At 53.9% G+C, this 14029-nt stretch carries 13 protein-coding genes; 7 read left to right on the top strand and 6 right to left on the bottom strand.

What is annotated here, in order from left to right; all coding sequences use genetic code 11:
• The first annotated feature begins 18 nt into the window (after positions 1 to 18).
• The 4 genes from BHAP_RS01180 to BHAP_RS01195 all read left to right on the top strand — a co-directional run bounded on the left by BHAP_RS01180 (position 19) and on the right by BHAP_RS01195 (position 3754).
• On the top strand, positions 19 to 1209 hold the full coding sequence (locus BHAP_RS01180) for an amidohydrolase (RefSeq protein WP_094728814.1): 1191 nt from the start codon (positions 19 to 21) through the stop codon (positions 1207 to 1209).
• 160 nt (positions 1210 to 1369) lie between these two features.
• Positions 1370 to 2323, top strand: coding sequence for an SPFH domain-containing protein (locus BHAP_RS01185; RefSeq protein WP_094728816.1), 954 nt, complete (start codon positions 1370 to 1372; stop codon positions 2321 to 2323).
• A gap of 99 nt (positions 2324 to 2422) precedes the next feature.
• Positions 2423 to 3397 carry a D-2-hydroxyacid dehydrogenase gene (locus BHAP_RS01190; protein ID WP_244569210.1) on the top strand — a complete coding sequence of 325 codons (975 nt, stop codon included), beginning with the start codon at positions 2423 to 2425 and terminating at the stop codon, positions 3395 to 3397.
• 30 nt (positions 3398 to 3427) lie between these two features.
• Positions 3428 to 3754 (top strand): acylphosphatase, encoded by a 327-nt coding sequence (locus BHAP_RS01195; protein ID WP_094728819.1) that lies wholly within the window; start codon positions 3428 to 3430, stop codon positions 3752 to 3754.
• A 79-nt stretch (positions 3755 to 3833) separates the two neighbouring features.
• Here the strand turns inward: BHAP_RS01195 and BHAP_RS01200 are convergent, their stop codons facing one another.
• Positions 3834 to 4691, bottom strand: a complete 858-nt coding sequence (locus BHAP_RS01200) for a patatin-like phospholipase family protein (RefSeq protein ID WP_169713139.1) — start codon at positions 4689 to 4691, stop codon at positions 3834 to 3836.
• A 146-nt stretch (positions 4692 to 4837) separates the two neighbouring features.
• Positions 4838 to 5701 (bottom strand): glutamate racemase, encoded by an 864-nt coding sequence (locus BHAP_RS01205; protein WP_094728822.1) that lies wholly within the window; start codon positions 5699 to 5701, stop codon positions 4838 to 4840.
• Positions 5702 to 5785: 84 nt separating this feature from the next.
• Between BHAP_RS01205 and dapF the strand changes: the two genes are divergently transcribed.
• Positions 5786 to 6685, top strand: a complete 900-nt coding sequence (gene dapF, locus BHAP_RS01210; protein ID WP_094728824.1) for a diaminopimelate epimerase — start codon at positions 5786 to 5788, stop codon at positions 6683 to 6685.
• A 318-nt stretch (positions 6686 to 7003) separates the two neighbouring features.
• On the opposite strand, the gene BHAP_RS01215 is transcribed toward dapF, so the two are convergent.
• Complete coding sequence (locus BHAP_RS01215; protein WP_094728826.1) at positions 7004 to 7660, bottom strand: vitamin K epoxide reductase family protein; 657 nt, start codon at positions 7658 to 7660, stop codon at positions 7004 to 7006.
• Between the two features lie 73 nt (positions 7661 to 7733).
• Here BHAP_RS01215 and BHAP_RS01220 point away from each other — a divergent pair, with 73 nt between their 5' ends.
• Positions 7734 to 8618 carry a PHP domain-containing protein gene (locus tag BHAP_RS01220; protein ID WP_094728827.1) on the top strand — a complete coding sequence of 295 codons (885 nt, stop codon included), beginning with the start codon at positions 7734 to 7736 and terminating at the stop codon, positions 8616 to 8618.
• A 91-nt stretch (positions 8619 to 8709) separates the two neighbouring features.
• Here the strand turns inward: BHAP_RS01220 and BHAP_RS01225 are convergent, their stop codons facing one another.
• Together BHAP_RS01225 and BHAP_RS01230 are read right to left on the bottom strand one after the other, a co-directional pair.
• Positions 8710 to 8934, bottom strand: a complete 225-nt coding sequence (locus BHAP_RS01225; protein WP_094728829.1) for a DUF3107 domain-containing protein — start codon at positions 8932 to 8934, stop codon at positions 8710 to 8712.
• Positions 8935 to 9025: 91 nt separating this feature from the next.
• Entirely contained in the window at positions 9026 to 10699 is a 1674-nt protein-coding gene (locus BHAP_RS01230; RefSeq protein ID WP_094728831.1) for a phosphotransferase, read from the bottom strand.
• Between the two features lie 162 nt (positions 10700 to 10861).
• Here BHAP_RS01230 and BHAP_RS01235 point away from each other — a divergent pair, with 162 nt between their 5' ends.
• Entirely contained in the window at positions 10862 to 12373 is a 1512-nt protein-coding gene (locus BHAP_RS01235; protein WP_094728833.1) for an ATP-dependent helicase, read from the top strand.
• 168 nt (positions 12374 to 12541) lie between these two features.
• Here BHAP_RS01235 and BHAP_RS01240 read toward each other — a convergent pair whose 3' ends face one another.
• Positions 12542 to 14029, bottom strand: a complete 1488-nt coding sequence (locus BHAP_RS01240) for a zinc-dependent metalloprotease (protein WP_094728835.1) — start codon at positions 14027 to 14029, stop codon at positions 12542 to 12544.

Here is a 14029-nt window from a genome sequence, read left to right on the forward strand (position 1 = left end):
CACCACTAGCGAGGAGCTATGATGAGCAACCTGCAGCAGCTTCAGGATGAACTGGAAACGCACTACCGTTGGTTTCACCAGCATCCAGAACCGTCGTATCAAGAGTTCGCAACGACCGAACATATTCGGCAGATTCTCACCAGTCACGGTATCGAAATTCTCGACAGCGGACTGAAGACCGGACTTATAGCACGTATCACAGGTACTGCAGAACCTGACACAACGCTAGGTGCAGGACACGTTATCGCTATCCGCGGTGATATTGACGCGCTGCCGATCACGGAGGACACTGGACTGTCATACGCATCACTCAACCCCGGATGGTTGCACGGATGCGGGCACGACTATAACCTCACTACCGCGCTCGGTGCCGCGCTACTGCTCAACGAACGTCGAGATACGTTTGCCGGAACCGTCAAAGTAATTTTCCAACCAGCAGAAGAAGTTGCCGCCACCAAAGACACTCCGACCGGTGCAGTAACCGTACTCAACACCGGTGCACTCGACGATGTCGAAGCATACTACGGTGTACACGATACGAATACCGCTGAACCCGGTGAATTTGCGATCGCTACAGGTCCAGATTCTGGTGCCGTTGACAAGTTCCGCATGCGCATTCATGGACGCGGAACACACGCCGCTCATCCTGACCGCGGTATTAATCCAATTCGCACGCTCGGCGCACTCATCGACGCTATTCAGTCCATCGCTGGGCAAGACGTTGACCCTACACATCCGCGGGTTGTCACCCTCACACACGTCGAATCCGGTAGCACATGGAACGTTATTGCTGACGACGCATTCCTCGAAGGCACCGCACGCACCGCATTCCCAGAAGATCGTACGATCATCCACGATCGAATTGCCGCGCTCGCAAACGGACTTGCTGCCGCCTACGATACTGCGATCGATTTTCAATGGGAGTACGGTTCACCATCTGTCGTTAACGACCCGCAATGGGCCGCATTGGCTGCCGGAACTGCCGCTGACCTCGGCTTATCTGTCGTGCCACCAACACCGAGCCTTGGCGGCGAGGACTTTTCCTACTACTTACAGCATGCGCCCGGCGCGTTCATCCGTATCGGCGTCGGCAATGCAGAACGGCCCATGCATGGCGCAACCTTCTACGCGAACCTTGACGCGCTTGCCGACGGTGCAAATCTACTGGCGACTGTTGCTCTTCGCACGTTGGCACAACTTGATGCGTGAGAATGCTCGACGAACCGTATATTTGACGGTGCGTATGCGGGTGCGTGCGCACGTACACGCATGTGTACTATGCTGGGCGATTCCTGCGACGGGCTGATAGGATAGAACTTGTAACCGGCATCGAAGACGGTGCCGGCAGACAATAAGGAAGGGGACCCCCATGCTGGGTGGTGAAGTCACGAACCTATTACTTGCAGCTGTCGTCATTGTTGTTGTCATTATTGTGCTCGCTTCTGCGATTTTTGTTGTACCGCAGCAGCAGGCGTATATTATTGAACGATTCGGTAAATTCCACAAAGTACAGTTCGCTGGTATTCACGCGCGTATTCCGCTCGTTGATCGCATTGCCACGAAAACTAACATGCGCGTCAGCCAGCTCAACGTGCAACTTGAAACCAAAACACTCGACAACGTGTTCGTTACTGTGGTCGCGAGTACACAATTCCGTGTGAACGCTGAAAACGTGGCTACCGCATACTACGAACTGCGCGACCCTGCAGGACAGCTACGCTCATACATGGAAGATGCATTGCGCTCCGCAATTCCAGCATTAACCTTGGATGATGCATTCGCCCGCAAAGACGATGTTGCGTTCGACGTGCAGAAAACCGTCGGCAATGAGATGGCACGTTTCGGCTTCACTGTCGTCAAAACGCTGATCACTGCGATTGATCCGTCGCCTCAAGTGAAGAATGCGATGGATTCTATTAACGCCGCACAGCGTGAAAAGGAAGCCACTCGCCAGCGCGCAGAAGCACAGCGTATTCAAATCGAAACGCAGGCTGCTGCAGAAGCTGAGAAAACTCGCCTGCAAGGTGAAGGTCAGGCCAACTATCGTCGTGAAATCGCGAACGGTATCGTTGACCAGATCAAGAGCCTGCAAGCCGTCGGCATGAACATTAACGATGTCAACAATGTTGTGCTGTTCAACCAGTATCTCGACGTGATGCGCTCGCTGTCTGAGTCGAAGAACGCGAAGACAGTCGTACTGCCGAGCGCAACGCCTGGCGGTTATGAGACGCTTTACCGGCAGATTACTGAAGCTATGCTTACTGCTAACGAAACTAAAGGTGACAGTGACACGGACGCCGGAGTGAGTTCATCAATCAAGTAACGGTGTGCCCAAATTTCGCTGCTGAAGTGGCTGCATACCAGTTTCATTTGAAGCGTGCCGGGTGCCCAGATACGCGTCTGGGCACCTACAATGGGCACTATGGGTAAGATGATTGTCAATTGCCTGCCGCTTACGGATGCGGAAAAGCAGAAGTTTCGTGATGCAATCGCCGGAACTAACACGAAGCAGGAGTTTGTTGGTATTTCCGCACAACGCGGCATGATGGGATGGAAAGCAAGCGTACCAGATGAGCTGCGCGCAACAGCCACCGCTGTTATCGGCAACATTCCTCCCACTGACTGCGTCCAGTATCCGCAACTTGACTGGTTGCAAACGTGGAGTGCAGGCGTTGACCCATATCTCAAACCCGGTGTGTTGAACGATCATGTGCAGGTCACCAATGCGACCGGAGCATACGGCCAGAGCGTTGCCGAGCATCTGTTCGCCATGATGTGGTCGCTCATGAAAAACATCCCCATGTATGCGCGCCAGCAGAGTGAAGCTCGCTGGCATGATCTGGGAACTGCACTCACACCAGTCGGAGCAACGGTGCTCATCATCGGCACTGGTGATATCGGTTCGCATTTCGCGACATTATGCAAAGCAGTTGGCGCGCATACGATCGGCGTGCGACGCAAAGCTACCCAACCTGCAAACGGTATCGATGACATGCACGGATTCGATGAACTGGACTCGCTATTACCTACAGCTGATGTAGTGGCGATGGCTGTGCCAGCTTCACCAGACACTACGCATCTCATTGACGGGCGTCGACTCATGCTCATGAAATCTACGGCAGTACTACTTAACGCTGGACGTGGGTCAGCTATCGACCCGATCGCGTTAGCGCGAGCGCTTTCTGAAGATCAACTGCATGGCGCAGGATTGGATGTCACCGAGCCTGAGCCATTGCCTGCTGACAGTCCACTGTGGCATGAACCGCACTGTTTGATTACACCGCATGTAGCTGGTGGTAATCACTTGGCTTCTACTGAACAGCGTATCATTGCGATTGCGCTTGATAATGTGCGTCGTTACGCGCATGATGAGCCGCTCGCTAATCGGCGACGCTAAACGGTGCGGTGAGAATGAACAATGACAAGCATGCATAACATTGCTCGCGTGGATGCGAATAACGATAGTATTATCCGCATCCGCGCTACGGTTACCGGCATGGTTCAGGGTGTAGGATTCCGCTACTACACGGTCGAGCAAGCGCGCAAGCTTGCTGTATCAGGCTGGGTGTGCAACCGGCTTAACGGCTCAGTGGAGGTTGAAGCGCAAGGTTCTCGCGCCGATATCGCTCAGTTGATTTCATGGTTGAAAGTCGGTCCGCGATGGGCTCGCGTAGATCAAGTTCAAGTTACTGAGATCCCATGCGAGACTGGCCGTGATGCGCGCACGCGTTTTCGCGTTGTTGCCGATTACTAGGATTCTCGTGCGTGTAGTGGCGGTTTTCTCTCGCTGACAGTGGTCTCAGCGAGAGAAAACCGCCACTATATGATAGGGCTTAGCTCGCGAGGAATGCGGGGATAGCTTCGGCAGCTGCATAGCCTGCTCGATACATGCGTTCTAGCCCTTCAAACGACTTACTGAGCGTAGATAAACCGTATAAGCTTTCAGGCGCAAGAATCAGTACGCGCCCATCCTGCTCATACTGTTTCGCCAACGCGACCTCATCGTTATACGTCTGATATCGGTTCAACAGTCGCTCGGCCGCAGCCGGATACGTATGACGCAAAATACGAGCTGGAGCAATATCCTTCTTCTGCTCTCGTAGCACATCTTTTAATCGTGTCAAAATCAGTACCACGCGATCATAACCATCGTCCAGCGCTTTCTGAACCGGCACAGGATCGGCAATACCGCCATCGAAATACGGCACTCCATCAATTACATACGGCTCGCACGCCACCGGTACTGCGCTGGAGGCTTTCATAATATCGAAATCGTCATAATGCACGTCAGACTTGTCAAAATACTTCGCTGAGCCATCGCGTGCATCGCAAGCGATTACCGTAAATCCAGTCGGATTCGCTTCAAATGCCTCAAAATCTACCGGATACTCACCATCATGATTACTTAACGTGCCGTATACGTAATCAAGATTCGCAAAATTGTGGTTCTTCACAAACGAGTCAAAGCTCGCATACTCTTTGCGAAACGCATACTCGGTGTAAAACTTGTGATTACGGCCGTGCTGACCGGCGATAAACGACACCATGTTCGCACTGCCAGCGGAAACGCCATAGCAGTGGTCGAACGTAATGCCTCCCTCTTGACAGCGGTCCATCACGCCGGCGCCGAAAATCGCGCGGAATCCACCGCCAACGTCGATCAATGCCGTTCTGTGCTGTGACTCAGTCATGATCATCCCCTCTCATGCATCTGCTCCTGAATCTATATAAGGTCGAGCTTACGTGTTGCGTCGGGACATGTTAGTCGATACGTGACTTTTGTATGCAAGTATTGGGCGGTTGCCGACCAGTTATCTAGTGCATCTCATCTAGTGTTCTAGTGCGTCAACAAATCATGTGAAAGCGTCGCAATACGCTCGCTTGAATCGGAATTTGCAAGTTCAACACTGCCAGCAGCATCATCCGGCGCAAGCCGTCCCAACGACTCAAGTACAACCCCAAGGTGCCGTATCGTACCCTCGTTACCGTCAATAATTGCCGTTGATGAGGGCAACAGTTCGCGAAAATAGTTGCGATAAAACACGAAATGCGTGCATCCGAGCACGACCGAATCAACCGCAGACAAGTCATACTGGTCAAAATAACGGTGCAACGTACGCATCACAAGATCATGATCATTGAGATGTCCCTGCTCGACAATTTCCACCAAATCTGGGCATGGCTGAGGATAAATCGTATTCGTTGCTTTGAACCGGTCCATCAGCGCGGCGAACTTGTGCTCGCGTAACGTGAGCGGTGTCGCAGCTACGATCACACGTTGCGGAACATGAGATGGAACGTGAGTAGTAGAAACACTGCTATGTCCAGTCTGATCATTGTGGTGAGTGTGAACATCGTGAGCATTGTGACCACTGCGATCACCGCGATCACATGCGACTTTCAACGCTGGCTCCATACCAATAATCGGTATGTCATACTGCTCGCGTAAATCATTCACCGCCGCTGACGTGGCTGTATTGCACGCGATCACCACAGCTTTCACACCCTGTTTCACGAAACGTTCCACGATGGCGAAACTCAGTGCGCGCACTTCATCAGGCGTTTTCGTACCGTACGGTGCGTTCGCTGAGTCACCGAAATAGAGGACTCGTTCGTGCGGCATATCGTGTACGAGCTGTCGCACTACTGAAATACCACCTAATCCGGAATCGAACACGCCGATTGGTGCCGTTGAAGCCATCGCTTTGCCCTTTCCTTGTTTCAGACATTCAGATATATGGACGTTCCCCAGACTACTCCGCTTATCAGCCGCTAGAGTGAAACCATGAGTATTCCGCACGTTGTGTACAAGGCCCACGCTACGGGCAATGATTTTGTTGTATATGCTGATCCGACTGGCGTTTATGAGCCGACTGCTGATGAAGTGCGTTTTCTGTGCGACCGGCATTTCGGTATTGGCGGCGACGGGCTGATTCGTCTTGCACATCCAAGTGATGTGTCTGATGTGACTGCTGAACGTGCCGCTGAAATGGCGGCCGATGGTGCCGACTGGTTTATGGATTATCGCAATGCTGACGGTTCGCTCGCGGAAATGTGCGGCAATGGTACGCGTGCGATCACGTTATTTGCACAGCGGCAAGGGTATGCACAGCCGGCCGGGGGAGCACCATTTCGGCTTGGTACACGGGCTGGAGTGAAAACGTTGACCTCACTGGGGGCTGTAGACGGGTTTGGTCGTGACGTATTCCGCGTGGATATGGGTGCGTGGAAGCGTGGGGAAACGGATGCGTTTGACGTGACAATTCCCGGCACAGACGGTTCAGCGAAGGGCACGTTCGTTGATATGGGCAATCCGCATGTAGTAGCGGTGATTGAAGATTCGTTCGCGACGCTGCCGCCGGTTGAAGATCTTGATTTGACGGTGAAACCAGTAGTGGCCCCTGTCTTGGAATCGGATCAGAACGTTGAGTTTGTGCGTATTGACGATATTGATGAGAGTACCGGTAGTGGAGAGGCTACCATGCGCGTCAACGAGCGCGGCTGTGGGGAGACATTGTCGTGTGGCACTGGCTTATGCGCGACCGGTATTACGCTTCGTGCGAAAACGGGTATTGATCATTGGACGATTACTGTGCGCGGCGGCACATTACGCGTTGACGTAACTGATACCAACGTTACGCTCACCGGTGCTGCAACACTAGTCGGTCGTATCGAACTGCTGTAGCAGATAGCAGGGCCGCTCACTTCGCCTACAGGCAGTCCACTGGACTGCCTGTTTAACGGCTCAGCGCGATAACACACCGTCATTTAGTGGTTTACGTTGTGGTGCGTGAGTGTGGTGACGTGTGTGGTATCAAGGCGTACTGAGGGAAGCGGTACTCAGTACCGCGACCGAGGTGCAATGAAGATAGCACACCGTCGTTCGTCGGTTTATGTTGTGGTGCGTGAGTGTGGTGACGTGTGTGGTATCAAGGCGTACTGAGGGAAGCGGTACTCAGTACCGCGACCGAAGAACAACGCAGATAACACACCGTCACCGCACTCACGCAAAGATGGCTGCGCCGTCCTTGACTAATATCACGACAATAATCGCGATAATCCAGATCACGTCAACAAGCAGATCGTAGTTGAGCCGGTAATAGGTGCGCAATGTGCGGGTGCGAGCTGGTAATCCTTGTACGGTAACGGTGGCGTGGCTTAATGCCATGAATTGGATGGTGGTGGAGAACATGAGTGCGAGGCACCACGGGCACAGGGCGTTGATGACGAACAGTGATTGTGTGGTGAGCCAGTACGAGTAGGCGATTGCGGCGAGTCCGCCGAACCATGTGCAGGCGGCGAACCAGCGTGGTACTTGTACGCGCGCGAGCCCGATAACTGCGACGGTGACGAATACCGATTCGGCAGCGATGCCGAAGAACGCGTTGGGGTAGCTGAGCCCCGCGAATTTGATGATTTCAGATTGCCATGATTGGGCTACGGTTGAGCAGGAGAGTACGGCGTTGATATCGCAGTCGAGAATTTGGTTGGGATTGCGCGCGAGTTTGAGTGTTTCAGCTGACAGGACGAATGAGACGACCAGTGCGATAGCGGATGCGATGAGCATAATCAGATACGTCCATGTGGAAGCATGTCGCCATCCGCGTGGCGTATCAGTATCGGCAATGACAGTGCTGTTTGTATCCTGTTCGCTGGTCATATTCGGTGTCCTTTTGTATGTTGTGGCATGTCTTTCGGCATGGTGATGACCTGTTTCAGATTACGATGGTCGTATGACTCGTATTGTTATACCTGCTGAACCGCCGCGCACGGGATGGGATATTCACTGCCACACGGTGTTTTCTGATGGTACGCAAACGCCTGATGATTTGGTTGCTGAGGCGTCGCGTATTGGTTTGGAAGGCGTGGGTATTTCCGATCATGATACGACTGCTGGTTGGTCGGATGCGCAGACTGCGTCGAGAAAGTACGGATTGCCGCTTCTGCGTGGTACGGAAATTACTGCGGATGATGAAGGCGTGTCAGTGCATATGCTTGCGTTTCAATATGATCCGCGGAGTCGTCATATTTGCGAGTTGTTTGAGACGACGCGTGCTTCACGGTTGCAGCGAGTGAAGCGCATGGTGGAGTTGTTGTCACAGGATTACCCGATTACTTGGCAGAGTGTACTTGAGCAGGTTCGTGAGGGGGATAGGACGACGGTTGGTCGCCCCCATATTGCGGATGCTCTGGTGGCGGCTGGCGTGTATGAGACGCGTTCGGATGCGTTTGCTGATGTGGTGAGTACGAGGAGTAAATATTATATTCCGACGCCGTCGCCGAGCACGCATGAAGTGGTTCGTGCAGTAGGTGAGGCTGGTGGTGTGACGGTGATTGCTCACCCGGGTGACCCGAGTCGTAACGCACGGCTGCTTTCAGATGAGCAGATTATTCGGCTGATTGGTGATGGTTTGGATGGTCTTGAAGTATGGCATCGTGGTAATCCACCGCAACAGCGTGCGCGATTGCTTGATATTGCGCGACGCTACGATTTGCTCGTGACGGGCGGCTCTGACTGGCATGGTAAGGGCAAACCGAACGTGCTGGGTGAGTGCCTAACTGATGCTGCTACGGTTGCTGAGATCGTACGCCGTGGTGCCATCCCTCTTTGGCGCTAAAATTTTGGCGCCAAAAATGGCTCCCCTTGTCAGGGGAGCCAAGATAAACCTTCCTAGTCAGCTACGCTGACAGGCAAGCCAAAAGTGGCGGTCACAGTGCGCCGAAACCTACGGCATGCTTGGTCTGCGAGCCGATAATTGCATATCCGAGTGCGTCGGCTGGCACAACAATGTGACGGCCTTTGTCATCGGTCAGCTGAATTGGCTGATGATCGGCGATGGCTTTGCCGATCACCGCGTTCACTTCATCCGCATCCTGATCGGTGCTGAACGTGACAGCGCGGGCCACGTTGCGAATACCCAGTTCGATATCCATAATGCTCCTTACTGTGTCGTCGCCGATAGATACCTCGATCGGCGTTTATACTGTGAACTATTGTGCCAAGCGGGGCGCCCGACGGCACGGGTTACGCTTTCGGCGTGGTCTCGCCAGTGTCATCGTTATCGTCGGCATCTCCTGACTCATCGGTACTGCGCGTCGCGCTTACCGAAGATTCAACCGCATCAGACGGTGTGCCCGTTCCTGCGCTGGGAGCCACTGTACGCACAATGCCGGTGCGTGAAGCCAGCCCAAGCTGAGCATCACGTAACGCTCGTTCCTCTTGCTCAAGCAGTGGGATAAGCATGGTTTGTGCATCCTGATCGTGCGGCGCAGATTGCGTGTGCAGACGATCTCGATACGGTTGGGAGCGGTATACCGGTTGACGATCTCCGGTCGTATCGTCATCAGACTGTGCATTATTCGACGACTCAGTCGCGAACATCGCTTGCGCTTCAGTAGGACTGATAGCCATCGTCGGTGTGCTCGACGGTGACCATGACTGCGGCGATACTGAAGCCTTCGGCGTAGACGTAGGTGTATGGTCCTCCGTCGAGTCCGATACAGCGTCGCCAGCAGTCCCAGCAGTAGCAGTAATATGCCCGGAACCAGTGCGGTCCATGTCTCCGGTTGCATCATTGACCATAGGGGAGTCATTCGTCACATCAACCTGATGAGCCGCAGCTTGCTGCATACGCTCATGTGCTTGTGCTAGTCGCCGTTCGCTCTCGTTGAGCAACGTGCCTACCGTAATCGTGGATGGCGGACGATGATCGTCAGTGCGATCATCAACATCATCTGCGGCATAGTTCGCGCGCCGTGACGACGACGGGGACGACGAAGATACTGTGGATGCAGATTGTTGCGTAACCACACCCAACTGATGTGCTAGTCGATCCACTTGCGCTTTGAACTGCATAATTTTGACATTATCCGCACGGTTCAATGCCTGAATAAAGTCACCAACTTGTTCCATCTGCAGCCACAGGTTGGCGCGCAACATAATCAGATCGTCAAGTCGAGAACCCATCATGCGACCGTACGCTGCCAATACTGCGTTACGATGTTCCTCGTCTAGCTTGGCGAAAATCCAAGCCAAATCGCGCGCAGGATCGTTGACTTGCATACCTTGCCAGTTGGTCACCGCGGTGATCGTTGACCCCGAATACAGTACGTCACCGTCTACGAAACCACCGTGTACAAAACATGTATCGAACGACCATAAACCGTCTGTGCCGATAATACGCGACCAACTGCCAGTGATCTCCGGTGGAATATGACCAGCAGAACGCAATCGCGCGATCCAACTGGACAGTTGCGCATGAATACGCGCAGTATCAAACGCCGGGTATCCAGCCGTGCGTACCATCGTGGCCGGCAGACGGTGAATCGCGCCGATTGCAGTACCTATCGCCGAACAATCATCTAACGTGAGCAGATCAAGATTACGTGCCACGCCATCAAGATGGTTGATCGCCATCACCGCAGTCAAGCCAGTAGGTCCCTTACCTGAACCGTCTTCAAACGCAGCAACTTGATCAAGTGAAAATCCCAATCCGCCAGGTTCACGCGCTTGTCCCAGTGTGCGCGCCGCTTTCACACGAGCGCTCAGTCGTGTCCGTCCGGCATCTGTGCTGGACGCAAACACGTCATATTGCCGACCGGTGACATCTAATATAATCGCCTGATCAATACTCGCAGCCGCATCTGAGGCGTTCGCGGAACTGGCAGCACGCACTCCGGCCACGGTAATCTTCGGCATAGCTGCACAGGCGAGGGCCGCCAACTGGAATTTGCTTCGTTCACTCACAGTTACACCCTAATACATCCCGTGGTGTAATTGGCAACTATTCACGCCGTAATTGCATGGAGAAACACGCGAGATCAGGTTCACTTAGGCAGTGTGACTGACACAATGGAGCGCATGAATGCGGCAGATACCATGCTCGAAGGGCTCGACGAGGCGCAGCGTCAGGCGGCGACTACGTTGCACGGCCCTGTGCGTATTATTGCGGGCGCTGGCGCAGGCAAAACGCGTACGGTTACGCGGCGTATTGCCTACGCGTGCTCAAGTGAGCAGTGGGACCCATCTGGCGTGCTGGCTGTGACGTTTTCTGTAAAAGCTGCTGCTGAGATGCGCGAACGGTTGCGTCAACTTGGTGTTGGTGACGCGGTGAGCGCGGCAACGTTTCATTCGGCCGCGTTACAACAGTTGCGGCGTGTCTGGGAGGATGTGTGTGACGGTCCGTTCCCGCATGTTGCTGACGATGGTGAGCCGAAACGCATTATTGACGTAGCGTTGCGTCGCGCATGCGGTGATCTTGAAACTGACGAGTTGACGTTGCGTAATGTGCACGATGAGATTAACTGGGCGAAAGTGTCGCTGATCGCGCCCGCTGATTACCCACGCGTGTGCGCGGCGTTGCATCGTCGTCCGCCTGCTGAGCTTGATGCGCAACGTTTCGCTGATGTGATTGACTGTTACGAGCAGGAAAAAACTGCGCGTGGTTTGATTGATTTTGACGATATTCTGCTGATCTGCTGCCATGTGCTTGACGAGTTTGATGAAGCGGCGGCTTTGATCAGACAGTCGGTTCGCTGGCTGACGGTGGACGAATATCAGGATGTGTCGCCGCTGCAACATCGGCTGATGATGCTATGGCTGGGCGAGGGAGAGAATCGCAATGTGTGCGTGGTCGGTGACCCTGCACAAACTATTTATTCGTTTGCGGGAGCGAGTAGTTATGATTTGCTTGCCTTCGCTGACCAGTTTGGTTCACTCGCTGCTGATGTGAGTCTTACCACTGACTATCGTTCTACGCCGCAGATCGTGGGGTATGCGAATCGTGTGCTCGCTCAGTCGCCGAATCGTGCAGATTATTTGCGACTGACTTCGGCACGTGAAGATGGTGTACGCGTGGGGCACACGGTCTATGAGTCGGATATGGATGAAGCGCGTGGTGTTGCTGGTCGTATTGCTCGCATGGTGTCGCGGGGAGTTGATCCTGCGGATTGCGCGGTGCTGACGCGTATTAATGCGCAACAGCCGGTGATTGGTGCTGCTTTGCGTGGAGTCGGATTGCGATATCGCGTGCGGCGTGATGCCGGATGGTCGGCGGATGCGATGGGTGGGGACCCGGTTGCGCGTCAAACGTTGCTTACCTCTTTGGGGGCGGATGATACTGCGCGGCTAGGCGCGGTTACGATATCGACGATTCATGCCTCGAAAGGCTTGGAATTTAAGCATGTGTTCGTGATTGGCTGTTCGGAAGGATTACTGCCGTACGGCTCACCTATGGATGGCGATGCACTCGAAGAAGAGCGGCGTTTAACCTATGTGGCTGTCACGCGTGCTGAAGACAGTCTGCACGTCTCCTATGCACGCACTAAAGACGGTTTCAGTGCGCGCCCGCGAGTCCCAAGCCGATTCCTCTAATGACTCGCCAACAACTACACTCCCATGGTGCGGTAATTTCCCCATGATGCGGTAAAACTCCCATGATGCGGTTTGGCAAAATGGCTTAATTCCGCCATTCTTTGATATGCGACCATTTTGCGTTTACCGCACCATGAGAGTTTTACCGCACCATGAATCGGGGAACTCCTAGTCCTTGTTCGGCTCAGCGGTATCGTCGCCGCCTTCTTCGCCGAGCAACTTGCTCAGTTCAGCATCCCAATCAACGCTAGAGGATGATGTGCCGGTATTCGTAGCAGAATCTGCTCCAGCAGTATCATCATGTACACCATCATTGCCAGCTGCATCCGCGCCAGCCGAATCCCCCGGCAATACCGGTAACAAATCAGGATGTCCCCACTTCGCATCACGTGCGTCCATCCCATCTTGAGTGCCAATCTGCTCCCAGAGAGCTGCCGCTTCACGCATACGTCGCGGACGCAACTCCAGACCGAGCAACGACTCAAACGTCCGCTCTGCAGGACCACCAATCGCACGCTCGCGACGAATCATCTCACGCAGCTGTTCGATATGCGCGATATGGGCCATACCAGCACGCCATACCACACAGTCAACCCAACCTTCCACCAACGCAAGCAGCGTCTCCAGCGATGTCTTCGCCTCTTTCTGTTCGGGCGTGTCGGCAATACCAACTTTAGTTAAGTTCACTGCGCCAGAAATCGACTCCGGGTCCATCGCGCCTGCTTCGCGCAGTTGCTCCTCCATCGCATCCAAATCAATATTCACGCCACGCGCATACTTGCCAATAAGCGCTTCAAATCGCGGCATAAGCCACGGTACTGAAGCGAACAGACGCGCATGAGCAACTTCGCGCAACGCAAGGAACGCCATAACCTCGTCCACTGCAATATCAAGCGACTTCGCGTATTCCTCAACATTCTGCACGATCAAACCGCCTGCCGGATTGGACAGCAGTGCAATGCCTTGATCAAAACTGCCGTGCACTTCATGCGACAAGTCGCCAGCAGCATGACCCAACTGCATAGCAAACGAAGTATTGCCTAACAGTCGCATCAACTGTGCCGGGTCTTTCATACCTTCCGGAATCGGAATCGACACAGGGCCAGCAAACACACCAGCAATCTCACCCTCAAACGAGCCACCAAGCCGTTCTGAAATCACCGACGCCAGCGCTTCATTCATCGACTCAGCCACCGGGGCTGCAAACTTTGCCCACGCGTCAATCGTGCCCTCAACCCAGCCGGCACGAGTCAATACTTCAGGCTCGCCAGCTACTGGATTCATTTCACACACCGTATCGAGCCACAGGTTCGCTTCACTCATCGCACGACGTGCCGCAGCACCGCTCTGCGCACTCACTGTTGAAAGCGAGCCCTCGCCGTTCGCTTGCTGCAATGCGATCGACTTTGCTAGCTTCACGTTAATCGGCCCCTCAGCAACCGTCTGCTGCATCTCACTCGGTGTGTTGAGCCCACCCGCTGTAAACGCTTGCATCAGCGCCTGTACTTCGCTTGGCTTCGGCAACTTGGATGGGTCCTGACTCATCAGTTGATCTTTAATCGCATCAGGTAGGTCATTGAGCTGTTTGAAGGCCATCTCGCCTTGAATTGGGCCAAAACATTCGATCAGCCACTGGTGGATTGCGTTCTCGTCCAT

Source organism: Bifidobacterium hapali (genome assembly GCF_002259755.1).
GTDB classification, from domain to species: Bacteria; Actinomycetota; Actinomycetes; order Actinomycetales; family Bifidobacteriaceae; genus Bifidobacterium; species Bifidobacterium hapali.

Coding starts and splice junctions, on each gene's coding strand:
- dapF (WP_094728824.1), top strand. CDS start 5,786: ATGAGTATTCCGCACGTTGTGTACAAGGCCCACGCTACGGGCAATGAT.
- BHAP_RS01190 (WP_244569210.1), top strand. CDS start 2,423: ATGGGTAAGATGATTGTCAATTGCCTGCCGCTTACGGATGCGGAAAAG.
- BHAP_RS01220 (WP_094728827.1), top strand. CDS start 7,734: ATGACTCGTATTGTTATACCTGCTGAACCGCCGCGCACGGGATGGGAT.
- BHAP_RS01215 (WP_094728826.1), bottom strand. CDS start 7,660: ATGACCAGCGAACAGGATACAAACAGCACTGTCATTGCCGATACTGAT.
- BHAP_RS01185 (WP_094728816.1), top strand. CDS start 1,370: ATGCTGGGTGGTGAAGTCACGAACCTATTACTTGCAGCTGTCGTCATT.
- BHAP_RS01235 (WP_094728833.1), top strand. CDS start 10,862: ATGAATGCGGCAGATACCATGCTCGAAGGGCTCGACGAGGCGCAGCGT.
- BHAP_RS01200 (WP_169713139.1), bottom strand. CDS start 4,691: ATGACTGAGTCACAGCACAGAACGGCATTGATCGACGTTGGCGGTGGA.
- BHAP_RS01195 (WP_094728819.1), top strand. CDS start 3,428: ATGCATAACATTGCTCGCGTGGATGCGAATAACGATAGTATTATCCGC.
- BHAP_RS01240 (WP_094728835.1), bottom strand. CDS start 14,029: ATGGACGAGAACGCAATCCACCAGTGGCTGATCGAATGTTTTGGCCCA.
- BHAP_RS01225 (WP_094728829.1), bottom strand. CDS start 8,934: ATGGATATCGAACTGGGTATTCGCAACGTGGCCCGCGCTGTCACGTTC.
- BHAP_RS01180 (WP_094728814.1), top strand. CDS start 19: ATGATGAGCAACCTGCAGCAGCTTCAGGATGAACTGGAAACGCACTAC.
- BHAP_RS01230 (WP_094728831.1), bottom strand. CDS start 10,699: ATGCCGAAGATTACCGTGGCCGGAGTGCGTGCTGCCAGTTCCGCGAAC.
- BHAP_RS01205 (WP_094728822.1), bottom strand. CDS start 5,701: ATGGCTTCAACGGCACCAATCGGCGTGTTCGATTCCGGATTAGGTGGT.